The sequence below is a fragment of the Tessaracoccus rhinocerotis genome (assembly GCF_007197885.1).
In the GTDB taxonomy this organism is placed as follows: domain Bacteria; phylum Actinomycetota; class Actinomycetes; order Propionibacteriales; family Propionibacteriaceae; genus Arachnia; species Arachnia rhinocerotis.
Genome location: NZ_VKKG01000003.1, coordinates 211,355 through 235,862, shown reverse-complemented (window position 1 = coordinate 235,862; position 24,508 = coordinate 211,355). Strand labels below are relative to the sequence as shown.

Sequence of the window (24,508 nt, the reverse complement as noted above, 5' to 3'; positions counted from 1 at the left end):
GGTCAGCCCCCGAACAGCATCCGGTACTCGGTGGGCGACGGCGGCATCGGTACCTTGACGACCCTCCGGACGCTGGCGAGGACCACCTCCGAGCCCTCCAGGTCGTTGGTCTGCTTCATCTGCTGCTGGCTGAGCGCGTAGGCGCGGCGCAGGTTGTCGGCGGTCTTGCCCTCGACGGGTGCGATCAGCGAGAGGTCGCTGTTGCGCATCTCGTTGACGGACTTCGCGGCCGCGGAGTTGTGGGTGCTGACGAGCGCCTGCCAGGCACCGAGCCGGGTCTGGGGCGTCACGCCGCCGATCTCGTCGATCACCAGGCTCGGACGGTAGGGCCGGCCCTGCCCGGGGAGGTTGTCGATGGAGTGGAGGATGTCGATGGTGCCGCCGCAGGCCCGCACCACGTCGGCCAGCGGGAGCCAGCTCGCCTTGTCCGCGGTGATCACGGAGACGTGCCCGCCCAAGCACATCGCCCGGAACGCCAGCAGCCACTTCACGTAGTCGGGTGCCGAGAGGAACATCCGGGTGGGGCGGGGACGGAACGGTCGGATGGTGACGGGGCCTGCGGGTCCGCGGCCGATCAGGAGGCCCGAAGGTCCGGTGGTCACCAGTGAGGTGCGCTCGGCGCCCCTGGCCTCCCCGAGGGCGAGTTCTGTCACGAGTCCACCTGCCTGCCCAGTGGGATGGTGGCCAGCAGCCCGGGCACCTGGGTGCCGCCGAGCGGGCCGAAGCTGAAGCGCGACCCCATCTCGGCCACGAGTTCCTCGTCGGCCGCGGCCGCCTGCTCCTCGTTGTGGGAGACGTGCCGGATTGCGCCGGCGGCGGGCTGGCCCGGAGAGACGGTGAAGGAGGTGAGCACCATCATGGCCGGGGACTGTGCGACCGAGTCCAGGAGGGCCTGGTAGGCCGCCGTCGGATCCGAGCCGAACGAGCGGATGGCCCGGGTCTCGTGCACGAGCCCGTCGCATGCCCACTGCCGCCAGGTCTCGCGCGTGCGCTCCTCGGGGGCGTCGTCGGAGGCGCCGCTGGTCAGCCCGAGCACCTCGGAGATGGCGATCGGGTCGAGCGCCTCGGCGCTGACGCCCTGCCGCTTGAGGGTCGCCTGGGCGCGGTGCAGGCCGAAGCGCAACGTCGCGAAGACGCCTACCTGGCCGCTGCCCCTGCGCGCCACCGCCTCCAGGCAGAGCCTCGGGTCGAGGCGCAGCGCCACCCACGTGCGGCGCACCGCCGGCGGGGTGCTCTCCTCCCCGACGATCTCCAGGTAGGACTGCAGCGCGGGCGAGCCGGGGGTGATCATGGCCTGTGTGGGGCCGGGGACAGTGAGGGTGACCACCTGGATGCCCGCGAAGACGACGTCGTCCTGGCTGATCAGGGCGCCGAGGACCTCGAGGTCGAGTTCCGAGCCGCGGTCGGAGATCAGGTTGTCGTCGGAGCTGATCTCCAGCAGGCCGGACCAGGACTCGCCGTCGCCGACCACCCCGATCTCGCCGCCGTAGACGTTCCTGGTCTCGGTCACGTGCAGGTGCGGCAGCCACTGGCCCAGGGGCACGAGTGCCGCGGGCTGGTCCGGCTCGGCCACCAGGTTGCGCCTTCGGCTGCTGTAGGCGGCCCGGACCCGCAGCGTCGAGAACAGGGAGCGGCCGTTGACGGGCAGCGTCAGCAGCATCGCCAGCAGCACCACCGCGCCGGCCACCACCAGTCCGGTCGCCGTGCGCTGCACCGCGAACAGCAGCGCCACGACCACCACCACCTGCCAGAACAGGGCCATCGGGAGGTACCGGGTCGAACGGGCACGAAGCGGCAGGCGCGCGCCGCTCAGCTGTGCGGTCCGTGCCATTCGTCCTCCTCGGGTGCTCGTCGGTGACGGCGTCGCGCCCAACTCTAGGGGGTCCGTGGCGCACCGGACGGCCCTCCGGAACGGTCCCCAGCACAACACTGTCGCGCGCGGCCCCGGCTGCCGCGCCCTGCGCGACACCGTCGCGCTGGGGCCAACCCGCTGCGGCGACGACGGCAGTTGGCCGGGGCGTGGATAGAGTTGCCCCGAACCAGACCCCCAGCCGGAGGACCCGAATGGCCACTCGCAAGGACCTGCTGAAGGCGCAGTCCTTCACCTCGCGGCGGATGGTCGCGGCCTTCGTGGACCGTGATCCCGACGACCCGACGCCGCCGCTGCGCCGTGTCGGGATGGCCACGTTCGTCTCGGTCCTGCTGGGCATCATCCTCCTGGCCGGCACGGCCCTGTTCGGGCTGATCCGCCCGGGCGGCGGCGACGCCTGGAGGGAGGAGGGCGTGATCATCTCCGACACGGTCGCCGGCATGCAGTTCGTCTACTCCGGCAACCGGCTGGTCCCGATGGCCAACGTCGCCTCCGCCCACCTGCAGGCGGCCGGCGAGGACCCCGACGGCCCGCCGCGCGTCGTCAACGTCAAGACCGAGACCCTCAAGGGCACCGAGCAGGGCCCGATGATGGGCATCGAGAACGCCCCGCGCCAGTTGCCCGCGCCGGAGGACATGGACGTCTACCCGCTGCGGACCTGCTCCTCCGCGCCGAACACGGCCGGCGACCGGTTCCTCAGCATCGAGTTCAACTCCGACGCCGCGGCGGACTCGCGGATGTCCATCGTCGCCCGCGCCTCCGACGGCGAGGAGTACATGATCCTGGGCGGCCAGGCGCACCGACTGTGGCGCAAGCAGGGACAGACCTCGCCGTTGGTCGAGGACCTGCCCATCGTCGAGCCCGGCAACGCGTGGCTCTCGGCCATCCCCGTCGGCCAGCCGCTGGAGCCGCTGGAGGTCCCCGGGATGGGTGGCACCCCGTCGAAGAACATGCTCAACATGTCCATCGGCCAGCTCGCGAAGGTGGAGGGCGCCGAGGGGGCGACCCGCTACTACGTCCAACTGGACCAGGGCCTTTCCCAGATCTCCTACCTCGACATGCGCCTGCTGGTGGAGGCCAAGGGCATGCCGCCGGCGCGCACGATCTCCGAGTCCGAGCTCGCCTCCGCCCGCAACGACGTCGTCCCCGACTCCGCCACCACCGGGATCCCCTACGAGAAGCCCGACGGACCGGACGGGTTCGGCACCCTGCAGGACGTCTCCGTGTGCGCCACCTTCACGCTGGAGAACCCGGACCGTGTGGTGCTGAGCGTCGACCAGCAGACGCCCCAGATGCCGTCGGGCCACCTGAAGCCCTACGGCAACATCGTCGACCTGGTGGAGATGGAGCCCCTCTCGGGCGGTCTGATGAAGAACGCGAACAACCCCAGCGACGACGCGGCGACGTTCCTGATCATCGCGGGCAAGAGCTACCCGATCCCGGACATGGCCTCCCGCAGGGCCCTCGGCTACGGCGACCTGACCCCTGCGCCAGTGCCTCCGCAGCTGCTGTCGCTGATCCCTCCGGGCCTTGCCGCCAACACGAATCTCTCGCGTGCGAGCATCCGCCAGCTGGAGCAGTGAGTAGGCGGCCAGCACCCTCTTGAGCAGGGTCTAGGTACTGCTACTTGTTTCCGGCATGGGGACTGGGAAGTGACCCCCTCGGCCACCTAGTGTTTCATGTGTCACCAAGGCGGCACCGAAAGCTCGGGGCTCGCTGAACCGAGAGCCGCAGGCTCAACCGTTGAAGGGAATGAACCATGGGCAACAAGTCCGTTGATCGCGCTCAGATGGCCAAGGCTGCGCAGCAGATCGAGGCCAAGCACCAGCAGATCCACCAGCTGCAGAGCCGCCTTCAGGGCCAGATGACCGACCTCTCCACCCGCTGGACGGGCCAGGCCTCCGCGATGTTCCAGAGGGGCTACGGCCAGTTCGACACCGAGTTCGAGAAGGTGAAGCAGGGCCTGGACAAGATCCACACCTCACTCGTGGAGACGCAGAAGGAATACGTCCAGCGCGAGGAAGAGAACACCCAGACCGCAAACCAGATCGCCGGCCTCATCGGCTGACCCTGACCAACGACACCGAGAGCATTAGGAGACGCAGATGAACGACGCAACGACTTACTCCCAGTCCGGAATGCAGGAGGGTATCTCGAACCTCTCCGCCGCGCACAAGGAGCTCACCACCCTGCTGGACGACCTGAAGGCCGAGCTCTCGAGCTCCCTCGGTCAGTGGGAGGACAACGCCCGCAACGCCTACATCGAGGTCCAGCGCTCCTGGGACGCCTCCGCTGCCAAGCAGCAGGACATCGTCCAGCGCATGCCCGTCCTGCTGGGCAACATCTCGGACGGCTACGACGCCACCGAGTCGCGCAACACCGGCATCTGGGCCTGACCCACAAGCTGGCAAGGAAGGGTCCCGCCTCGGCGGGGCCCTTCTTGCATCCGGTCCCCGGCGGAGCGGCGGCTACTTCAGCAGCTTCGACATCCGGCGATCGGCCAGGGGCTTGCCACCGGTCTGGCAGCCGGGGCAGTACTGCAGCGACGAGTCGGCGAACGACACCTCGGCGATGGTCGAGCCGCAGACCCCGCACACCTCGCCCGCCCTGCCGTGCACCCGCATGTGGCTGCGCTTGGAGTCCTTCAGTTTGGTGATCGCGACGTCCCGGGTCCCGGCCAGGGCGTCGCCCAGCACCTGGCGGATGTGCCCGTGGAGGGCGGCCACCCCGTCGGCGTCGAGGGAGTTGGCAGGCTTGAACGGGCTCAGCCGGGCGGCGTGCAGGATCTCGTCGGAGTAGGCGTTCCCGATACCGGCGAGCACCTTCTGGTCGCGCAGCACGCCCTTAAGCTGTGCCCTGCCCGCCTCGGAGAGGATCTCGGCGAGGTCCTCGACTGTGAAGTCGTCGGCGAGCGGGTCGGGGCCCAGCGCGGCGATGCCGGGCACGGCCATCGGGTCCTCGACGACGTAGACCGCGAGGTGCCGCTGGGTGCCGGCCTCGGTGAGGCTGAAGCCGGAGCCGTCCTCCACGCCGATCCGCAGCGCCAGCCCGGTCTTGCCCGGCCGGGGCACCGCCGTGGGCACGGCGTCGTGCCAGGTCACCCAGCCGGCGCGGGCAAGGTGGAACACGAGGTGGAGACCCTGGGCGTCGACGTCGATGAACTTCCCGTGTCGCGTCACCCCCGCGACCTCGAGCCCCAGCAGCGCGTCGAGCGGCGGGGTGTAGGTCTTGAGCACGCTGAACGCAACCAGGTGGCCCTGCGTGATGGCCTTCCCGGCGAGCCGCTCGTCGAGTAGGTCGACGACCGCCTGCACCTCAGGCAGTTCTGGCATCCGGTGGTCCCTCCCCCAGGCTGGCGAGCAGTTCTGTGCCAACCATTCTGGACTCTTCTCCCCTTCCCCACATGTTGTTGTGGGGTTCCTCGAGCGACTCGCTGAGCTGGGCCAGGTACTCGTCGCGGTCCAGCACCACGGCCCCGAGCGACTCCAGGTGCGGGGTCAGCCACTGGACGTCGAGCAGCTGCACGTCCATGCGGCGCAGTTCGTGCACCAGACGCAGCAGCGCCACCTTGGACGCGTCGGTGCCGTGCTGCTCGTCGTGGAACATCGACTCCCCGGCGAACATGCCGTTCTGGTGGACGCCGTATAGGCCACCCACGAGTCTGCCCTCGGCGTCCCACGTCTCGACGCTGTGCACGTAGCCCACCTGGTGCAGCACCGTGAAGGCGGTGGAGATGCGGCTGTCGATCCAGCCGTCCGGGCGCGACGGGTCGGCGCACCTGGCCAGCACCTCGCGGTAGGCGAGGTCCACCGTCGTGGTGTAGCGGCGGGCGGACTTGCGCAGGGACCGGGTGACGCGGACCCCGTCCGGCGGGAGTTGTGCCCGCTGCATCGGCGACCACCAGCCCATCTCGCCGCCGAAGCCGCCGCCCCCCAGGGGCATCGGGAACACGCCACAGCGGTAGGCCAGCAGGGCGGTCCCGGGATCGAACTCGTCGGAGAACGCGATCAGGTCCTGGCGGGGCCAGTCCTCAGGCGGTCCGAAGAGGGTCTCGAGCATGGACACCAGTGTGGCAGCCCGGGGAAATTCCGGGTCTTCCCCGGGCGCATTGCTTGACCCGGTGTGTCAGTCTTGAAGCGAACAAGGAGGCACTGATGGCCCAACCAACCGACGTGGTGGCGGTCGCCGAGGGACTCACGTCCGACGCATTCCACCAGATCCTGGACCTCGCCATCGAGGGCAGGGGAAAGCTGCCGGGCGCGAAGATCGCGGCCAAGAACCTGTTGGTCAAGCACCGCAACCCCGACGTGGCCGTCGACAAGGTGGTGACGGAGCACATCGCGCTCGCCGGTGGCCAGGGCTTCGCCACCAACTGGGGCGGCTTCCTGGTGTCGCTGGTCACCATCCCGGCCAACATCGCCGCTGCCTCGTTCGTGCAGGCCCGCATGGTGGCTGCGATCGCGCACCTGCGCGGCTACGAGCTGAAGGATCCGCGCGTGCGCAGCGCCATCCTGATGGTGATGCTGGGCCCGAGCGCCGGGTCGGCCCTGGTGGCACGCGGGCAGCTGCCCTCAACCCCGCTGGCCATCGCCACCGCCCCGGTCTTCGACGCGAAGCTCGACGGCCAGATCAGCAAGGCGCTGTTCGACCGCACCATGAACCAGCTCGGGGGCAAGCGCCTCGGTGTGTTCATCGGCAAGCGGATCCCGTTCGTCGGGGGTGGCGTGGGCGCCGTCGTCGACGGGCTGGCCACGCACGCCATCGCCAAGCACGCGCTGGACTCGTTCCCGAGCCGCCGGCCCAGGCTCAGCAGCTGGACCAAGGACTGAGCCGGCTCAGCCCACGTAGCGGCGCGGGACCCTCGAGGTCACCAGGCAGGTGACCTCGTAGGGGATGGTCCCCATGAGTTCTGCAATCTCGGCCGTCCGGATCTCCTCGCCGCCGTCGCGCCCCACCAGCACGGCCTCGTCGCCCGCAGAGACGCCGCCAGAGTCTGGGCCCAGGTCAAGCATCGTCTGGTCCATGCAGACGCGGCCGACCACCGGGTACGAGCGTCCACCCACGAGCATCCGGCCCCTGTTGGACAGCAGACGGGAGTAGCCGTCGCCGTAGCCGATGCCGACGGTGGCCACCCACGTGTCGCGGGGCGCGGTCCAGGTGCGGCCGTAGCCGACGCTCTCCCCCGCCCGGACCTGCTTCACGAACGCCACCCGTGCGGTCCAGCGCTCCACCGGCCGTAGCTCGCGGGTGTGCGGCGTCTCCGGGTCGGGGTAGGAGCCGTAGACCATGATCCCGGGCCGCACCAGGTTGGTGGAGCCGAGGTCGTGCCCGAGGACCGCCCCCGAGTTGGCCGCGTGCACCCACGGGACGGGACCGACCGCGGCCCGCACGTCGGCCGCGACGGACTCGAAGAGCGCCAACTGGTCACGGGTGAAGTCGACGCCGTCGGGCACGTCGCTCACGGGAAGGTGGGTGTAGAGGCCGTCCAGCGCCAGGTGCTCGTTCTCGGCGACGCGGCGTGCCAGGGCGACGGCGTCGCCGGGCTCCGCGCCGATGCGGCGCATCCCGGTGTCCACCTTGAGGTGCACCGGGGCAACGAGCCCTGCCGACGCCGCGGCCGCGGCGACCGCGTCGATGCCGGGCTGGTCGGCGACGGTGAGCACCAACTGCGCCTCGAGGGCGTCGGCGAGTTCGTCGGGGCATGTCAGGGTGAACTTGAGCACCGGCAGGGTGATCCCGGCGGCGCGAAGTTGCCGGCCCTCGGAGACGAGCGCGACCCCCAGCCACTGGGCCGTTCCGGCCTCCTGGATGCTGCGGGAGACCTCCACCAGGCCGTGCCCGTAGGCGTCGGCCTTGACCGCCGCCAGCACGGCGCGGCCTGCCGCCCGCTCGCCCGCGATCCGGAGGTTCTCGTTGATGGCACCGAGGTCGACCCTCAGCTCAGATGCGCTCGACACCCACTCATCTTCGCGTGCGAACCGCCCCGCACCAAACGCAGGAACGTCGCGGGCGTGGTCCGGACGGGTGGCAGAATGTCGCGCATGTCGAACAATCAGTGGAACAACGGCCAGGCCGACGGCCAGTGGCAGCCCCAGGGGAACCAGGACTGGAACTCCGGCGAGCAGCCACAGGGGAGCGCGACCGACTGGAACGCCGCCCAGGACCAGACGGCCGACTGGAATCCCGGCGCCCAGCCCCAGGGCAGCGCGCAGGAGTGGAACCCGGCCGCTTCCCAGCAGGACTGGAACACCGGCGCCCAGCAGCCGCCGGCCCAGGAGTGGAACGCCCAGCCGCAGGGCGGGACCGACTGGAACCCACAGCCGCAGACGAGCGCCCAGGACTGGAACCAGCAGCAGCCGGCCCAGGACTGGAACGCGCAGCCACAGGGCAGCGCCGACTGGAACCAGCAGCAGCCCCAGGGCGGCGCCGACTGGAACCAGCAGCCGCCCGCCCAGGATTGGAACGCCCAGCAGCAGCAGGGTTGGAACCAGCAGGGCGGCTTCCAGGGTGCCCCCGCCTACGGCGGCCAGCCGGGCCAGCAGCAGTGGCCCGCGCAGCGCACCGGTGGCGGCAACGCCTTCGCCAACGTCTTCGACTTCTCCTTCAAGAAGTTCGCACTGCCGAAGGCCGGCGGCACCATCTTCCTGGTCGCCGTGGTCTGCTTCGCCGTCTGGTGGGTCTTTGACCTGGTATCTGTCCTCACCATGGGGGCGGAGTACGGGGGGGTCAGCACGTCCACCGTCCTGCAGGTCGTTGTCGGTGGCCTTGCTCGTACCTTCCTCGGGATCCTGCTCGTGCGGGTGCTGATCGAGGGCGCCAGCGCCGTCGTGAAGCTCGCCGACAGGGCAGACGACGACAAGGACCCCTCGGGCGTCTGACGCCCCCCGAACGAACGAAGGGACCGCAGCCACCTGGCTGCGGTCCCTTCGTCATCCCGCTGATTCTGCGACCCGGAACGCTTTCTGAACTGTTTCAAGGTGACCTCGGATAGGGTTCCGGGTCTCGGAATCAGCGGACCGGCTCCGCCACCCTCAGGCGGTCACCTGCGCGAACCGGTTGGGGCGAGAGGATCTCCGGAGTCGGACGCCGACGTTGCGCGCCACCTTGCCGACTCCGCGGGCGGCATCGACGGCTGCCGCACGCACGGCGCCGCCGACCTCCGCGACGCGGGAATGGCCCGGCTGCTTGTTGGGGACGGCGTACTTGAACACCTTGCCCCAGGCGGACGCCACCTGCTTCGGCAGCGGGCCGGTCACGTAGGTGAGGTTGTGTCGCTCCATGAGTGCACGGATGCGCGGGGCGATCTGCGCGTACCGGTTGCTGGGGAGGTCGGGGAACAGGTGGTGCTCGATCTGGTGCGAGAGGTTCCCGGTCATGATGTGCATCGCACGGCTGCCGGAGATGTTGGCCGAGCCGAGCATCTGGCGCAGGTACCACTCGCCGCGGGTCTCGTCGTCGATGGAATCGGTCTCGAAGGTCTCGACGCCCTCGGGGAAGTGCCCGCAGAAGATGACGCTGTGCGTCCAGACGTTGCGGACGGTGTTGGCGATGGCGTTGGCCAGCAGCGTCGACAGGAAGGACGGGCCGGACAGCAGCGGGTGGACCAGGTAGTCCTTGGTCATCTGCGTTCGGATCTTCTTGAACACCTTGCGCAGGTCGGCGCGGAACTCCTTGTCGGACTTCGTGCCCTCCTTCCAGCCCTTGATGTCCAGGTCGTAGGCGGCGATCCCGTACTCGAAGAAGAGCGCGTTCAGCAGGTTCGTCACCGGCTGGAACAGGAAACCGAGTTTCCACTCCTGGTCCGGGTCGACGCGCAGGATGTTGTAGCCGAGGTCGTTGTCCATGCCGATCACGTTCGTGAACGTGTGGTGGCCGACGTTGTGGGACTTCTTCCACTGCTCCGCCGGGGAGGCGAAGTCCCACTCCCACTTGGTGGAGTGGATCTTCGGGTCCCTCATCCAGTCCCACTGGCCGTGGAGGATGTTGTGCCCGATCTCGGTGTTCTCGAGGATCTTCGCCACGGTGAGGCCGGCGGTCCCGACGAAGAACGCAGGCGGGAACTTGCTGAACAGCAGGATGGCCCGGGAGACGAGCTCGATGCTGCGCTGCACGGTGATGACGCGACGGATGTACTTGGCGTCGGACTCGCCGCGGGAGGCGATCACCTCGTCGCGCAGGGCGTCGAGTTCCTTGCCGATGGCCTCGATGTCGTCGGGGCTGAGGTGGGCGATGGGGTTCGCCTTGCCCGAGGCCCAGGTGGCGGGCTGCTCGGCGGCACGGGAACCGGTGATGCGGTTGGGACGTGCGACGACGGTGTCTGCGGGGGCGTCGACGTCGACGCCGGTGGGGGATTCGAGTGTGGTGGTCATGGTGGTGGGCCTCACAGGACGATCTGGCATGGGCCGGCGGCCGCCGACACACATGTCTGCACGAGGACTGGGTCCTCGGGTACAGCGGTGGTGAGTTCGCCGGTGCGCAGGTCACGCACGCTTCCCTCGCGCAGGGGGGCCACGCAGTTGAAGCAGATGCCCATACGGCATCCCGACGGCATCAGGACGCCGGCTTGCTCGCCGGCGTCGAGGATGGTGGTGCCCGCGTCCGCGGTCACCAGGGTTCCGGAGGCGGAGAAGTCGATCTCTCCCCCGTCACCGACGGCGGTCACCCGCGGTCGGAAGCGTTCGGTGTGGAGGCGCTCGGCGATGCCGTTGGCCTCCCAGTGGGCGTCCGCCTCGTCGAGTAGCCCGGTCGGGCCGCAGGCCCAGGTGTGGCGCTCCTGCCAGTCCGGCACGACGTCGCCGATCCGGTGGGCAGGCAGCCGGACCTCGCCGGCGTCGCGGCCGGTGATGCGCTCCAGGAAGCGGATCCTGCCGGTCTCGCCCAGGTGGCGCAGCTCCTCGCGGAACAGCATCTCCTCGGCGGTGGGTGCGGAGTGGACCACGACGATGTCCGCCGTGGCGCGGGAGTGGTTGCGCAGGATGCCCATCACGGGGGTGATACCGCTGCCCGCGGTGAGGAACAGGAGGCGCTCGGGTGCCGGGTCGGGCAGCACGAAGTCGCCGGCGGCCTGGTCGAGGTAGACCAGTTGGCCGGGCCGGACCCGGTTCAGTACGTGGTTGCTGACCTTGCCGTCGGGGATGGCCCGGACCGTGATGGAGACGGTGTCCGCGTCGACCGGACCGGTCAGCGAGTAGGCACGCCACAGGCGGACACCGTTGACCTCGAAGCCGACGCGGATGTACTGGCCGGGCGTGGGCCGGCGCCAGCCCCGCCCGGGGCGGATCACCAAGCTGGTGGCGCTGGGCGTCTCGCGCCGCACGTCGACGACCCTGCCACGCAGGTCCGCGCCGAAGCGCATCGGGTCGATCAGACCGAGGAAGTCCTCGGGCAGCAGCGGCGTGGCCATGGCTTCGGCCAGCTTGCGAGCGCTCTGCCCCACCATCCCGGCGGTCCTGCGGGCGAACCCGCCGAAACCACGGGAGTCGGGCTTGGTCCGCTCTGAGGTGTCCACTTCCTCAAGCGTAACCTACGGTTGCGTAGGTTCAAGGAATGGCGGGAATCTGTCCATCCAGTGGCGCTCAGAACAGCAGTGCGAGTGCCGGCTCGGCGAGGATCTCGGCGACGTCGTGCAGGAACTGCGAGCCCTGCTCCCCGTCGATGATGCGGTGGTCGAAGGCGATCGCGAGCGTGGTCACCGAGCGCGGGACCACCTCCTCGACCCCGTTGGTCTCCACCACCCACGGGCGCCGCTGGATGGCGCCCATGCAGAAGATCGCGGACTCGTTGCCGTTGATGATGGGCGTGCCCGCGTCGACGCCGAAGACCCCGACGTTGGTGATGGTGAACGTGCCGCCGGTGTAGTCACCGGGCTGCAGCTTGCCCTCCCGGGAGACCGCCACGAGCTGGTTGATCGCTCGGCACAACTCGATCAGGCTCAACTGGTCGGCGTTCTTGATGTTCGGCACCATCAGACCGCGAGGGGTGGCCGCGGCGACGCCCAGGTTCACGCCGGGGTGGTAGACGATCTCCTGGTTCTCCTCGTCCCAGGACGTGTTCAGGTCCGGGTTGCGGGCCAGCGCCAGGCAGATGGCCTTGGCGTAGACCAGCAGCGGCGAGATCCGCAGTCCGGTGAACTCGCGCCGGTTCTTCAGCTTCTCGACGAAGTCCATCGTCGGCGTGACGTCGATGGTGATCCACTCGGTGACGTGCACGTGCGTGTTGACCGAGCGCACCAGGTTCTCCGCGGTCGCCTTCCGCACGCCGCGGATCGGGACGCGACGCTCCTGCCGCCCGTTGAACGGGTCCGACTGGGCACCGCCACCGGCCCCGAACCCGGAACCGGCGCCGAAGGGGCCGTAGCCGCCACCGGGCGGGAACGTGTCCTGCCGGGACTCGCGCTGGAAGGTGGAGTGGTCGTTGACGATCCGGCCCTGGCGCGGCTCGTCGGCCAGGCGCTGGAACGCGACTGCGGCCTCGACGTCGGCGCGCGTGATGGTGCCGTCCGGCCCGGAGCCGACCACGGTGCCGAGGTCGACGCCGAGGTCCTTGGCGTACTTGCGGATCGGGGGCTTGGCGCGCACCGCCGTCGGGTCGGAGGCGAGCACCAGCGTGGACTCGGTGGGGGCCTTGCCCGCGGTGGGGAGCGGGTCCCCGACGGGCTGGGCGTGCACCTCCCCGGCCGGGTGCACCTCGTCCGGGCGGCGGCCGGGCTCGTGGGGCTCGTAGGAGTCGCTGATGGCCTGGCTGACCTCGGACGGCTCTTCGCGACGGCGCCCGCGACGGCGCGAGCGCGGCGCCTCCGAGGGACCGGTCCCCACCAGGTTGGGCGCTGGGGCCTCTGTCTCGACGCTCTCTGCGACACCGTCGTCCAGCTCGATGATCGCGGCGCCCACCTCGACGGTGGTGCCCTCGGCCACCAGCAGGGACTTGATGGTGCCCGCCCACGGCGAGGGCAGCTCCACCAGCGACTTTGACGTCTCGATCTCCACGAGCACGTCGTTGACCTCGACGATGTCGCCCTCGGCGACCCGCCAGGCGACGATCTCGGCCTCGACGAGGCCCTCGCCCGGGTCCGGCAGCAGGAACTTTCGCAGCATCACAGGCTCCTAGTAGGCGAGGGACGCGTCGACGGCGTCCAGGATTCGGTCCACGGAGGGGAGGAACTCGTCCTCCACCTTCGAGTGCGGGTAGGGCATGTCGTAGGCGGTGACCCGCTTCACGGGAGATTCCATCACGTAGAAGAGGTCCTCGTGCAATCTTGCGGCGATCTCGGCGCCGAGGCCAAGTGTGCGCTGGGCCTCGTGCACGACGACGGCGCGGCGGGTGCGCCGCACCGACGCGGTGATGGTCACCCAGTCGATGGGGCTGAGGGTGCGCAGGTCCACCACCTCGAGGGAGGTCCCCTCCTCCGCGGCGAGCGCGGCCGCGTCGAGGCAGGTCCTGACCATCGAGCCGTAGGTGAGCAGGGTGGCGTCGGTGCCGTGGCGGATGATGTCGGCCTGGTGCATCGGCTGCGGCCGCGCGGAGAAGTTCACCTGGTCCTTGGCGTGGTAGCGGCGCTTCGGCTCGAGGAAGACCACCGGGTCGTCGGAGGAGATGGCCTGCTGGATCATCCAGTACGCGTCGTTCGGGTTGGAGCAGGCCACCACCTTGATGCCAGGGGTGTGCACGAAGTAGCTCTCTGGCGACTCGCCGTGGTGCTCGATCGAGCCGATCGCGCCTCCGTAGGGGATGCGGATCACGATCGGCATCGGTACGCGGCCGGCCGTGCGGGCGTGCATCTTGGACACCTGCGTGACGATCTGGTCGAACGCCGGGAACACGAAGCCGTCGAACTGGATCTCCACCACGGGCCGGTAGCCGCGCATCGCCAGGCCGACGGCGGTGCCGACGATGCCGGACTCGGCCAGCGGCGAGTCGATCACCCGGTTCTCGCCGAACTCGGCCTGCAGGCCCTCGGTGATCCGGAACACGCCACCGAGCTTGCCGATGTCCTCACCGGCCAGCAGGACCTTCGGGTCCGCCTGCAGCGAGCGCCGCAGGCCGCGGTTGAGGGCCTTCGCCAGGGTCAGGGTCTCACTCACAGCGCCTCCTCGAATCCGGCGTTGTACTCCGCGTACTCGCGGCGCTGGGCCTCGAGCTCCACGGTGTTGTCCGCGTAGACGTTGTCGAACAGCTCGTCCATGGTCCGCACCCTCAGCTGGTCCACCCACGAGCGGATCTCGGAGCCGAAGTCTTTGGACTCCTCCTCGAGGCGGGCCAGGTGTGCGTCGTCGATGGCGCCCTGCTCACGCAAGTATGCGGTGAGGCGCTTGATCGGGTCCCGCCCGGCCCACTCCTGGGTCTCCTCGTCGCGACGGTACTTCGTCGGGTCGTCGGCGGTGGTGTGGGCGCCCATGCGGTAGGTGAAGGCCTCGATGAAGGTCGGCCCCTCACCGTTGCGGGCCCGCTCGAGGGCCCACTCCGTGACGGCCTGCACGGCCAGCACGTCGTTGCCGTCGACCTGCACGCCCGGGAAGCCGAAGCCGCGGGCCCGTTCGAACAGCGGGATCCGGGACTGCAGCGTCATCGGTTCCGAGATGGCCCACTGGTTGTTCTGGCAGAAGAACACGACCGGGGCGTTGTAGCTGGCGGAGAAGATGAAGGACTCGTTGACATCGCCCTGCGAGGAGGCGCCGTCGCCGTGGTAGGCGATCACGGCCGCGTTGTCGGCTGGGTCCGGGTTGCCGACGAGCCCGTCGAACTGCAGCCCCATTGCGTAACCGGTCGCGTGCAGCGTCTGTGCACCGATGATGATCTGGTAGTTGCGGAAGCGGTCGAGCATCTCCCAGTCGCCGGCGTCGGTGCCGCGAAACAGGGCGATCAACTGCTTCAGGGGCACCTCGAGGCAGAGGGCGACGCCGTGCTCGCGGTAGCTCGGGAAGACCGTGTCCTTCGGTGCAAGGGCCCGGGCCGAGCCCACCTGCGCGGCCTCCTGGCCCAGCGACGGTGGCCAGACCCCGAGTTCGCCCTTGCGCTGCAGCGCAGTGGCCTCGTTGTCGAACCGCCTGGTCAGCGTCATGTCACGCAGCCGCCCGACGAGGTCGTCGTCGGTGCCGCGCCACTCGAACTCGTCGTTCGTGACACGTCGACCCTCGGGAGTCAGCAACTGGACCATCTGGTCGCTCTGTCCGCGCACGGGGTGTCCCCTTCCGATTGGGTTACGGTCCCGTAGCTTACGCAACCGTAGATTCAGATTCCAGCTTCGCCCCGCGTTTCCGCCGCTGGCCGCCGACACGCACAGGGCCCCGACCTCTCGAGGAGGTCGGGGCCCTGCGTCGGTGGGGTCAGTTCTTGAACCTCACCATGTTGTTGAACACCCAGTCACGCTCGAGGGTGAACGTGGTCGAACCGTCCGGTGCCGGGGAGGCCTGGATCAGGTCCGAGAGGATGTAGCTGCGGCAGCCGCCGCGGCCGGTGTTGGCCGTGTCGCACTCGGTGCGCCACTGCCTGCCCTCGGCCGAGGTCCACTCGTTGGTGTACCCGAGTGGGTTCTGCGCCCACTGCGCACGCTTCATCATCGGCAGGTAGGTCAGGTTGTTGTGCTGCCAACCCGTCGTCTGCACGTAGCTCCCGCCACTGCGGGTGACGGTCGTGCCCCAGATGGAGGTGTTGCAGCGCACCGTCTGCGAGTACGGCTCGCACTCGGTGTGCCAGGTCCGGCCGTTCACCTTGTGGAAGCCGGGCGTCGAGTAGACGTCCACGGCCCCCGACGGGGTGCTCGGCGGCACGGTGGGCGTGGCGCTCGGGGCGCCGGTGGGGGTCGCCGTCGGGTCCTGCGTGGGAGTCGGGCTCGGATCCGGGGTGGGAGTCGGGCTCGGATCCGGGGTGGGAGTCGGGCTCGGATCCGGGGTGGGAGTCGGGCTCGGATCCGGGGTGGGTGTCTGGCTCGGCTCCCCCGGCTCGGCCGTCTCGAAGGCCCAGTTGTCGACCTCGATGAGGCGCTGGTCCTGCGGTCCGTGGAACACGAAGAACAGGTCGTGCACCCCTTCGGCCCCGGTCACGTCGGCGGTGACGTCGCTCCACTCGCCCACCGTTGCGTCCACGCCGATGGTGGCGACGACGGGCCCGGTCTCGGAGTCCAGCCGGACCTCGATCGTGGTGTCGTCGACGAGCGGCTTGACCCGCGCAGTGACGCTCGCGGCACCGTCGCCGAAGTCCACCGAAGAGATCCCGGTGAAGTCGCCGTCGTCGATCTTGGTGATGACGGTGTTGCCGTTCTCGTTGTGCTCCGGGAACTCGACGGAGGCGATGTCCACCTGCTCGGTGCGCACACCCAGCTGCCAGGCCAGGGTCTCCGCCTCGAAGGTGCGGTACGGGTCGAAGTCCTTGATCTGCTCGACGCCGGCGTTGGTGCCCTCGACCTCCTTGATGGTGCCGTCCTCGTTGAACTCGACCTCGTCGAGGTGCACGCTGCGGTAGTTGACCACGTTGCCGTTGTTGAGCTCCTCGCCCCACGCCAGCCCCATCACCTGCGTGTGGTAGGTGAAGTAGGTCTTGCCCTGGTAGTTGAACACGTCGGAGTGGTTGTTGCCTCCCGAGCCCGGGAACCACTTGCCGTGCGACGCGAACAGGGTGCCCGCGTACTTCTCCCTGGTGAGGTCCATCGGGTCGTCGGACATCATGTAGGCGATCTGTCCGGCGCCGGGGTAGTCCTGGCCCTCGATCATCTTGTCGTCGTACTGGGAGTTGCCCACGGCGAAGTTCGACGAGTACGAGTAGTAGTACGTGCCGTTGCGCTTGAACATCGAGGAGGCCTCGAACATCCCGGGACCGTCGATGACGGTGATCCCCGCGCCCGTCGGGTCGGCGAGCTTGGAGTAGTCGTTCGGGTCCAGCTTGACCACGCGGGTGGACTTCGGGTGGTACGGGTCCTGCGCGAAGTCCCAGTTGCCGCCGAAGTACAGGTACGGCTGGCCGTCGTCGTCGACGAAGACCTCCGGGTCGAACAGCCACATGCCGCCCGGGAACTGGATCGGGTTGTTCTGGCTGATCAGCATCTTGCCGTTGGGATCCTCCCAGGGACCCAGCGGCGAGCCGCCGACGATGACACCGGTGCCGGACCCGCCGTTGCAGAAGTACAGGTAGACCTCCTCGTCGCCGTCGCCGTCCAGGTCTGCCGACACCGCGGCCGGGGCCCACGAGTTGCCGGCCCACGTCGCGACGCCGTCCATGCCGGCCACAGGGACCTCGCCGTGATCGACCCAGTTGACCATGTCATCGGTGGAGATGACGTTGAGGTGGTTGATGCGGTCGTAGCCGCCGTCGCGCACCGGCAGTCCGTTGGCCCGCTTCTCGGCGGTGCGGTACTGCTGGTCGTCGCTGGTGGAGTAGATGTAGAGGCGCCCGTTGAACACGACGTGGTGCGGGTCGGCGCCGAACTTGTGGCCCATCAGCGGGTTGTGGTCGCCGACCGGCTTGGCCTGGATGTCCTCGACGGGCGACTTCTCGCCCTCCACCGGCTCGGGTGCCGGGTCCTGGACCTTCACCAGCGAGACGTTGTCGATCTCGAAGTCCACGAGGTCCGCCGCGCCGGGCTCGCCGGTCCAGTCGGTCTCGAAGAAGGCGTGGGCCCAGTCGTCCACGCCACCCACGCCGGCGTTCGGGACGTTGGCGACGAACTCGCCGTCGAAGCTGGTCCACTCCCCCTGCGTGGCGGTCCTGGACACCGCGTTGAGGCAGATGCCATAGGTGAAGTTCGCGTCGCAGATCGTGAAGGCGAAGCCCTGCGTCTCGTTGCCACCGGTGTAGCGCAGGTCCGCCTCGAGGCGGTAGGTGGCGCCCTCCTCGAGTGCTCCCGCGACGGCCGCCGAGGGTCCGGTGTTGGTCTGGGTGCGGCCGGTGATCCGCAGCGCGGACTCCGACTCGGAGCCGGGCGAGGTGATCTCGAGTGCGCCCTCGCGGCCGTCGACGATGTACCAACCCTCGTGGTTGCCCTCCTCGAAGGTGCCCGCCGGGAGGATCCCCGCGGGGGTGTCCAGCCGGACGACGCTGACGTCGTCGATCAGGAAGTCGACCGTCGAGGACCAGGGGGTCTCGAACTGGAAGTGCGAGAACACGGTAGTGGCGTGCTCTTCGCCGTAGTTCGTCGACGCCTCGGGGACGAACTCCAGCGAGTACTCGGACCAGCCATCCTTGGCGACCTGCTTGATCGCCCCGGCGGCCGCGACGCAGGACCCGGAGGCCGGGCAGTAGGCGAACCCGAACGGCTCGTTGTCCTGGCCGGTGGTGTGCTTGACCTTGGCGGTCACCAAGTACTGGCCGTCGTGCGCCAGGGCCTCGGTGAACGTACCCCTGAGGCCGTCGTAGAAGGCGGTGCGGTTGGTCAGGGCGCCACTGTTCTCGCCCGATGCGGCATCGTCGCTCAGGGCGAACTGCCCCCCGGCAGAGGGCGCCCAGCCAGTGGTGCCCTCCTCGAATCCGGGGTTCGTGACGATGTTGTCACCCGGCGCCGCCATCGCGGGCGGGAGGGTGACGGCTGTGGTGGCGACGAGCGCGATCACGCTCATCCCCAGGAAGGCCCGCGAGCCCGGGCTGCGCATTCTCCTGCGCTGTCTGCTGCTTGTCACTGCTTCTCCTTCGATGCAATGGGTTGCGGGGGAACACCGGCGGTGGTCCCCGGTCGACGGACCCTCACGGGCCGTCCTGGCGACCCGGGTGGGGAGGAGCCCACCCGGGCCACGTCAACTGCTGAACCTGACCTGGTTGTTGAACACCCAGTCGCGGCCGGCGCGGTGGGTCCAGGCGCCGTCGGTCCCCTGTCGGGAGACCACCAGGTCCGTCCAGATGTAGCTGCGGCACCCACCGCGGCCGGTGTTGGCGGTGTCGCACTCCGTGCGCCAGCGGCGCCCCTCGGACGAGGTCCACTCGCCGGAGTACCCGAGGGGGTTCTGCGCCCAGGAGGCCCGGGGCAGCAGGGGTAGGTAGGTCAGGTTGTTGAACTGCCACCCGGTGTTCCCGACGAACTCGCCGTCGACCATCCGAACGGCGGTGGCCCAGATGTCCGTGCGGCACCGCTGGGTCTGCGAGTACGGCTCGCAGGTGGTGTGCCAGGTGCGCCCGTTCACCCGGTGGAAGCCCGGGGTGCTGTAGACGTCCACCTGCACCGCCGCCGGGGGCGAGGGCGGAGCCGTCGAGGGCGTCGGCGCCGGGCTCCCGGTCGGGGATGGCTCAGGAGTCGGGGGCGGTGTCGGACTCGGGGAGGGCGTCGGCACCGTCGCCAGATCAGCCCGGAGCTGGGCGACGACGGCCGCCAGCGCCTGGGCGGGTGCGTCGATCTGGTTCTGCGTCGACGGTGACCCCACGGCTTCCGCTGCGGTCAGGGCCTCCCCCAGCTGCTCGGCCTGCGCCGCTGTCAGGCCGGTCTGGTCGAGGGTCCGGGCTGCGGCGACGGAGGCGTCCAGCAGGCTGCGGTCGAGGGCGACGCCGTCGGCGCTCAGGGTTCCGCTGAGCAGGTAGTGGTCAACGTCCACGCGCCCACCGGTGCGCTCCAGGGCGTAGTTGAAGATGCCGAACCGGTACCCCATGAAGTGGGACAGGCTCCAGTCCATGGTCAGCGGACCTGCGGGGCTGCCCAGGTCCTCCCAGGTGCGGCCGTCGAGGGAATAGCGGAACTGCACCCACAGCTGGCCTGGACTGCTCTCGAAGTCCGCATCGGCCTTCAGGTGCACGTCGGTGGCCGTGCCGAGGGCGACGGTGGAGCCGGGCACGAACGCCTCTGCGGCGGACTGGTCGAAGGAGTCGCTGAACGGCTGCAGCCGCTGCACCACGCCCAGGGTGAGTTCGCCGTCGACGCGCTTGACGCCGGCGTAGGCGAAACTTCGGGTGTAGGTGGCCAGCCCCGCGACGTCGCCGTCGAGCATGCCCGAAACGTCGAGGCTGATCTCGGCCGAGGCCCTGGGCCCGAACGTTCGCTGCGAGAGCGTGTTGCGGGCCTCCTCGAAGTGGGCGAGTTCCCTGGCGGGCGCCTTGGTGTAGACGGCGTTCCCGCTGACGGTGTGGCCGTTGGTCAGTCGCAACCACCCCGGGCGCTCGGTCAGGGACCAGTAGCGGTTGTCCGGGTTGTGGTTCCACTGCCAGGCCAGGTCCAGGTTCGAGCCGTTGTGGGCGTACTCCGCCTCCACCGGCTGCTCCACCACGCCGGCCCGGCCGATGAAGGAGATGTCGTCGACCAGGTAGTCCACCTGGTCGGCCGGCGTCTGGTTCGGCCCCCAGGGGGTCTCGACCACCAGCGTGATGTCGCTCACATCGTCGCCGTCGGGGACGGCGAACTGGCCCGCCACGTCAGTCCACTCCCCCCTCACTGCGACGGCGCTGGCAGCCTGCTTGATGCCGCCGCCGTAGCTGAGGCCGATGATGAATCGCATCGTGTCGGGCCCCTCGTCGTAGCGCACGCGCATCGACGACGAGTAGGTCACGCCGTTTCGCACCTTGCCGTCGAGCACCTGGCCGGGGCCGGAGCCGTTGTTGACGCGTCCGGAGACTGCCAGCACCTGGGAGCCGTCGACAGCGGCCACCTCCAGGTCTGCGGTGTACTGCACCGCCCACGGGGCTACCTCGCCGCTCTCGAAGTCGCCGTTGCCGAGAAGTTCCACCCCGATGAGGGACTCGTCGACCTCGGGGGCCGCCGGCAGGTCCCACTGCTCGTCGCGGAATGGCTTGTGGGGTGCATCGTTGCGGAAGTCGTCGGAGGTCACGACGCTCTTGAGCCGCTGCGCCGCGGCCAGCTCGGGCGGCAGCGTCACCAGGTGCTGGAACTCGTCGCCGAGCCGCACCCGGCCCTCGTCGCCGAAGGTGGGCCAGCCCTGGCTCCAGGTGGCGGGGATCAGCGCGGGAATGCGGCCGACCGGGAATGTGTCGCGGAAGAAGAAGCCGTGCCAGACCGTCTCCCCGTCGGTGGTCACGGGCACGAGACTGCCCTGGGCGAAGCCGTCGGAGTCGAGGACGCTCCTGGCCTCGTAGGTGTTGCGCCCGTCCTCGGAGGTGTATCGACCCAGGAGTTCCTCCGAGCGGAGCAGGACCACCTGCCGCCCGCCGCCCGGGGGCCACGTGATCGTGGGGATGTAGTAGTAGCCGTCGAACCAGAAGACCTGTTGCCCCTCGTAGGCGGGGGTCATCGCCGGTAGGTCGTGGTCCGTGTGGGTGGTGATGTCCGGGTACTCGGCCACCACCGTGGTGAGGTCCTCGCTGAGCTGCACGGCGCTGGTGCTACCGCCTCCGTAGAACACATACGGCGTGCCTCCGTCGGCCTCGTCGAAGAACAGCGACATGTCGTGGAAGCCGCGGCCCAGCGCGATCCGCGTCCAGGCGCCGTCCTCGACGTCGTCGGTCCAGAAGATGTAGGCACCACCGACGTTGTTGGTGTTGAAGGCGACGTAGAACCGGCCGTCGTGGTAGCGCAGCGACCCGGCCCACTGGCCGGCTCCGTATGAGTTCTGACCGTTGCGCAGCGACGACGCGTCGCCCATCGCCAGTCGGTCGTAGACGTAGTTGACGATCTCCCAGTTGACCAGGTCGTAGGACTTCATGATTGGGGCGCCAGGACTGAGGTGCATCGTCGTGCTGAGCATGTAGTAGACGTCTCGGCCCTCACCGCTCTCGGCGGCCGGCACCCGCGCCACGCTGACGTCGGGCACGTCGGAGTTCAGCACCGGAACCGTGTAGGTGCCGTCGCCCCCGTCGGTGCTGGTAAGGCTCCGCACCACGTCGGGGTCCTCGGCTGCGGCCGGCGGGCCGAGCAGGGAGCCACCGATCACCAGCCCGAGGACCAGGAGCAGCACACGCATTGCGGGGCGGGACTCTCGATTCACCATGACAAGCTCCTTTGCCTGCGTCTGTAGAGCACCCGGGACGAATGTTACCGGGAACACAGCGAAGGTATACCGATAAACCTCGGGCGTCAAGGGTTGGGCGCAAGTGGTCGGTTGGTTCACCGGAAGGGGCGAATCGCGGCCGCCGGCTGACGTCGTCGGAAGGGGCTCGAGGGGCGCTTTTCGACGTGGAAAACAGCCTTCGGGTGACGTCGCGGTGACTCGCAGGTGAACGACACCTTAACCCCTTGACCAAACGCTCGGCGCCAACGAGAGTGTCGTCAAGGACACAAGATGGCATCGCTCGATGCCCAACAGGAAAGAAGAACACGATGAAACTTTCCCGACGCCTGACGGCGGGGATGGCCGCACCGGCAATGGTGCTGGGCGGCCTCACCCTCGGCACGGTTGCGGCACCTGTGGTGGCCAACGCCGCCACCATGTGCGAGGCACCGGACGACACCGTCAGCATCTTCAGCTACAACGACTTCCACGGTCGTGTGGGCCAGTACGACGAGCGCTCCGACGCGAACGTCTACACCGCCGCCGACCTGTTCACGCCGGTGGAGGACGAGCGCGCCACGATCGGCGCGGACCACGTCGCCCTCATCAGCAACGGCGACGACATCGGCGGCTCCACCTTCGTATCGATGATCCAGGACGACATCCCCACGCTGGACATCCTCAACGCCATCGGGCTTGACTCGGCCACCACGGGCAACCACGAGTTCGACAAGGGCGCCGCGGACCTCCTGGACCGCGTGGTCCCGTACGTGAGCCACCCGATGATCGTGGCCAACGTCAAGGACGCCTCGGGTGACATCCCCGACGGGCTCACCGCCTACACGACCTTCGACAAGGGCGGCATCACGATCGCCGTCATCGGCGCCGTCACCGGGGCACTACCCAGCCTGGTCTCCCCCGCCGGGATCGAGGGCCTCACCGTCGAGAACCCCGTCGAGGCCATCAACGAGACCATCGCCGACCTGCCGGCCGGCGTCGACTTCGTGATCGCCTCCCTCCACGAGGGCGCCCCCAACGGCGACGCGACCATCGAGGAGAACATCGCCGCCAGTGGCGCGTTCGCGAACATCGCCGAGGCCCTGTCCGCCGACGTCGACCTGATCCTCAACGGCCACACCCACCAGCTCTACGACTGGGAGACGGCCAACGGCACCCCGATCGTGCAGGCCGGCCAGTACGCCGAGCACCTGATGAAGATCGAGATCGGCGTCAACGCCGCGGACGAGTACTGCGGCTTCACCGACATCTCCGTCGTCGATCCCGGCGACTCGTCCGCCAGCACCTCACCGGTGATCCAGGAGATCCGTGACATCACCGACGAGGCCATCGAGGTCGCTGCCGTCGAGGGTTCGGTGGGCGTCGGCTTCGCCAACGAGGCCGTCAGCACTCCCGGCTCCGGTGGCTCCGGCACCCGCAACGTCGAGTCCCCGATGTCGAACCTGGTGGCAGAGATGTTCTTCGAGCAGCTCGGCGCCGGCGACCCCGAGTTCATCGGTGTCCAGAACCCGGGCGGCACCCGAACCAGCTTCGACCGCGGCATCATCACCTACGAGGAGGCCGCACTGGTGCTCCCGTTCGCGAACTCCCTGATGACCACGCAGGTCACCGGCGAGCAGTTCAAGAAGGTGCTCGAGCAGCAGTGGCAGCGCGACGCGAACGGCGAGGAGTACGAGGAGTCCCCGAGCCGTCCGTTCCTGGCGCTGGGCCTGTCCTCCAACGTCACCTACACCATGGACGAGTCCCGCGCCTGGGGCGACCGGATCACCTCGATCTCCATCAACGGTGAGCCGATCGACATGGCGAAGCTCTACACCGTCGGCTCGGGTTCGTTCCTGATCGCCGGTGGCGACAACTTCCACGAGTTCGCCAACGGCGTCAACACGGCCGACACCGGCCGGGTGGACCTCGAGGCCTGGGTCGAGTGGATCGGTGCGGGCGATGCCCTGAGCCCCGACTACTCCAAGCGCGGCGTCTCCGTGATGGGTGAGATCGGCACGCTGACCGAGGGTGCAGCACCGGTGGAGATCACCCTCGGCCAGCCGCTCGAGGGCGGCATGCAGACCGACACCCTCGACATGCTGCTCGACGCAGAGGGCGAGAGGGTTTCCCCGCAGCTGCCCAACACCAACGTCAGCGCCTGGATCGGCGACGAACTCGTGGGCGGCGGGGCTGTCACCGATGGTGTCGCGACGGTCAACCTCGCCGTTGCACAGGGCACCGACCTGGCGGCGGGCGAGCACATCGTCACACTGGTCGTGGAGCCCTCCGGCACCGAGATCTACCTGCCGGCCACCGTGGCACTGACCGCGGACCCGGTGGAGCCCGAGGAGCCGTTCGACGTCTACACCACCCCGGGCCTGCACCACCACAACGGGCGCCAGTGGATGACCGCCTGCGAGCCGTACTCGCAGACCGAGCGCTGCTGGACCCTGATCTGGGCCACCCAGGTGGACCTGGTCAACGGTGAGGTGTTCAAGCGCAACGCCTGGACCTTCAACAACCTGACCTACCTGCCGATGGCACGCAGCGCGTGGGCCAACAACCCGCTGGGCTACACAGGTCAGTGGACCGCCACCGACGGCCGCATGTGGCGCACCGAGTGCGACACGGCCAGCACCGGCAAGAACGGTTGCCGCTCCTACGTCCAGGCTCGAGTGGTGTCCTCCATCGCCCGCGCCGACGGCGGCTACAACTACGTGCCGGAGACGAAGTGGGTGTTCAACAACATCGTGAGGTTCAGCTGACCGGCTGAGCGGTACCTGACGATCCC

18 protein-coding genes are annotated in these 24,508 nt (G+C 69.0%); 6 read left to right on the top strand and 12 right to left on the bottom strand.

Annotated elements, in window-relative coordinates; translation table 11 throughout:
- Positions 1–2: 2 nt before the first annotated feature.
- Together FOJ82_RS09240 and eccE are read right to left on the bottom strand one after the other, a co-directional pair.
- Entirely contained in the window at positions 3–653 is a 651-nt protein-coding gene (locus FOJ82_RS09240) for a hypothetical protein (protein ID WP_143938192.1), read from the bottom strand.
- Positions 650–1,831 carry a type VII secretion protein EccE gene (eccE, locus tag FOJ82_RS09235; RefSeq protein ID WP_143938191.1) on the bottom strand — a complete coding sequence of 394 codons (1,182 nt, stop codon included), beginning with the start codon at positions 1,829–1,831 and terminating at the stop codon, positions 650–652. The genes FOJ82_RS09240 and eccE overlap by 4 nt, the downstream gene beginning before the upstream one ends.
- Positions 1,832–2,064: 233 nt before the next feature.
- On the opposite strand from eccE, the gene eccB reads away from it, so the two are divergent.
- The 3 genes from eccB to FOJ82_RS09220 all read left to right on the top strand — a co-directional run bounded on the left by eccB (position 2,065) and on the right by FOJ82_RS09220 (position 4,266).
- Positions 2,065–3,453 (top strand): type VII secretion protein EccB, encoded by a 1,389-nt coding sequence (gene eccB, locus FOJ82_RS09230; RefSeq protein WP_143938190.1) that lies wholly within the window; start codon positions 2,065–2,067, stop codon positions 3,451–3,453.
- 176 nt (positions 3,454–3,629) lie between these two features.
- Positions 3,630–3,938: a WXG100 family type VII secretion target gene (locus tag FOJ82_RS09225; protein ID WP_143938189.1), complete on the top strand. Its 309-nt coding sequence runs from the start codon at positions 3,630–3,632 to the stop codon at positions 3,936–3,938.
- A 37-nt stretch (positions 3,939–3,975) separates the two neighbouring features.
- Positions 3,976–4,266, top strand: a complete 291-nt coding sequence (locus FOJ82_RS09220; protein ID WP_143938188.1) for a WXG100 family type VII secretion target — start codon at positions 3,976–3,978, stop codon at positions 4,264–4,266.
- A gap of 72 nt (positions 4,267–4,338) precedes the next feature.
- Here FOJ82_RS09220 and FOJ82_RS09215 read toward each other — a convergent pair whose 3' ends face one another.
- Positions 4,339–5,202 carry an Fpg/Nei family DNA glycosylase gene (locus tag FOJ82_RS09215; protein WP_143938187.1) on the bottom strand — a complete coding sequence of 288 codons (864 nt, stop codon included), beginning with the start codon at positions 5,200–5,202 and terminating at the stop codon, positions 4,339–4,341.
- The gene (aat, locus tag FOJ82_RS09210; protein WP_143938186.1) at positions 5,186–5,929 is read right to left on the bottom strand and encodes a leucyl/phenylalanyl-tRNA--protein transferase; all 744 of its coding nucleotides are present in this window, start codon (positions 5,927–5,929) and stop codon (positions 5,186–5,188) included. Before aat ends, FOJ82_RS09215 begins: the two co-directional genes overlap by 17 nt.
- 95 nt (positions 5,930–6,024) lie before the next feature.
- On the opposite strand from aat, the gene FOJ82_RS09205 reads away from it, so the two are divergent.
- Positions 6,025–6,699 (top strand): EcsC family protein, encoded by a 675-nt coding sequence (locus FOJ82_RS09205; RefSeq protein WP_143938185.1) that lies wholly within the window; start codon positions 6,025–6,027, stop codon positions 6,697–6,699.
- Between the two features lie 6 nt (positions 6,700–6,705).
- On the opposite strand, the gene alr is transcribed toward FOJ82_RS09205, so the two are convergent.
- Positions 6,706–7,827 carry an alanine racemase gene (alr, locus tag FOJ82_RS09200; protein ID WP_143938184.1) on the bottom strand — a complete coding sequence of 374 codons (1,122 nt, stop codon included), beginning with the start codon at positions 7,825–7,827 and terminating at the stop codon, positions 6,706–6,708.
- Between the two features lie 84 nt (positions 7,828–7,911).
- Between alr and FOJ82_RS09195 the strand changes: the two genes are divergently transcribed.
- Positions 7,912–8,748 (top strand): DUF4282 domain-containing protein, encoded by an 837-nt coding sequence (locus tag FOJ82_RS09195; protein ID WP_143938183.1) that lies wholly within the window; start codon positions 7,912–7,914, stop codon positions 8,746–8,748.
- A 153-nt stretch (positions 8,749–8,901) separates the two neighbouring features.
- Here the strand turns inward: FOJ82_RS09195 and FOJ82_RS09190 are convergent, their stop codons facing one another.
- The 7 genes from FOJ82_RS09190 to FOJ82_RS09160 all read right to left on the bottom strand — a co-directional run bounded on the left by FOJ82_RS09190 (position 8,902) and on the right by FOJ82_RS09160 (position 21,717).
- Positions 8,902–10,239: a fatty acid desaturase family protein gene (locus FOJ82_RS09190; RefSeq protein ID WP_143938182.1), complete on the bottom strand. Its 1,338-nt coding sequence runs from the start codon at positions 10,237–10,239 to the stop codon at positions 8,902–8,904.
- 11 nt (positions 10,240–10,250) lie between these two features.
- Positions 10,251–11,378, bottom strand: coding sequence for a ferredoxin reductase (locus FOJ82_RS09185; RefSeq protein WP_246099820.1), 1,128 nt, complete (start codon positions 11,376–11,378; stop codon positions 10,251–10,253).
- Positions 11,379–11,445: 67 nt separating this feature from the next.
- Positions 11,446–12,945 carry a dihydrolipoamide acetyltransferase family protein gene (locus tag FOJ82_RS09180; protein WP_185975723.1) on the bottom strand — a complete coding sequence of 500 codons (1,500 nt, stop codon included), beginning with the start codon at positions 12,943–12,945 and terminating at the stop codon, positions 11,446–11,448.
- 27 nt (positions 12,946–12,972) lie between these two features.
- Complete coding sequence (locus FOJ82_RS09175; protein WP_143938180.1) at positions 12,973–13,950, bottom strand: alpha-ketoacid dehydrogenase subunit beta; 978 nt, start codon at positions 13,948–13,950, stop codon at positions 12,973–12,975.
- Positions 13,947–15,044, bottom strand: a complete 1,098-nt coding sequence (gene pdhA, locus FOJ82_RS09170) for a pyruvate dehydrogenase (acetyl-transferring) E1 component subunit alpha (RefSeq protein WP_246099819.1) — start codon at positions 15,042–15,044, stop codon at positions 13,947–13,949. The genes FOJ82_RS09175 and pdhA overlap by 4 nt, the downstream gene beginning before the upstream one ends.
- A gap of 148 nt (positions 15,045–15,192) precedes the next feature.
- On the bottom strand, positions 15,193–18,474 hold the full coding sequence (locus FOJ82_RS09165) for a carbohydrate binding domain-containing protein (RefSeq protein WP_143938179.1): 3,282 nt from the start codon (positions 18,472–18,474) through the stop codon (positions 15,193–15,195).
- 114 nt (positions 18,475–18,588) lie between these two features.
- Positions 18,589–21,717 (bottom strand): beta-xylosidase family glycoside hydrolase, encoded by a 3,129-nt coding sequence (locus FOJ82_RS09160; RefSeq protein ID WP_221933087.1) that lies wholly within the window; start codon positions 21,715–21,717, stop codon positions 18,589–18,591.
- A 329-nt stretch (positions 21,718–22,046) separates the two neighbouring features.
- On the opposite strand from FOJ82_RS09160, the gene FOJ82_RS09155 reads away from it, so the two are divergent.
- Positions 22,047–24,482, top strand: a complete 2,436-nt coding sequence (locus tag FOJ82_RS09155) for a bifunctional metallophosphatase/5'-nucleotidase (RefSeq protein WP_143938178.1) — start codon at positions 22,047–22,049, stop codon at positions 24,480–24,482.
- Positions 24,483–24,508: the final 26 nt, after the last annotated feature.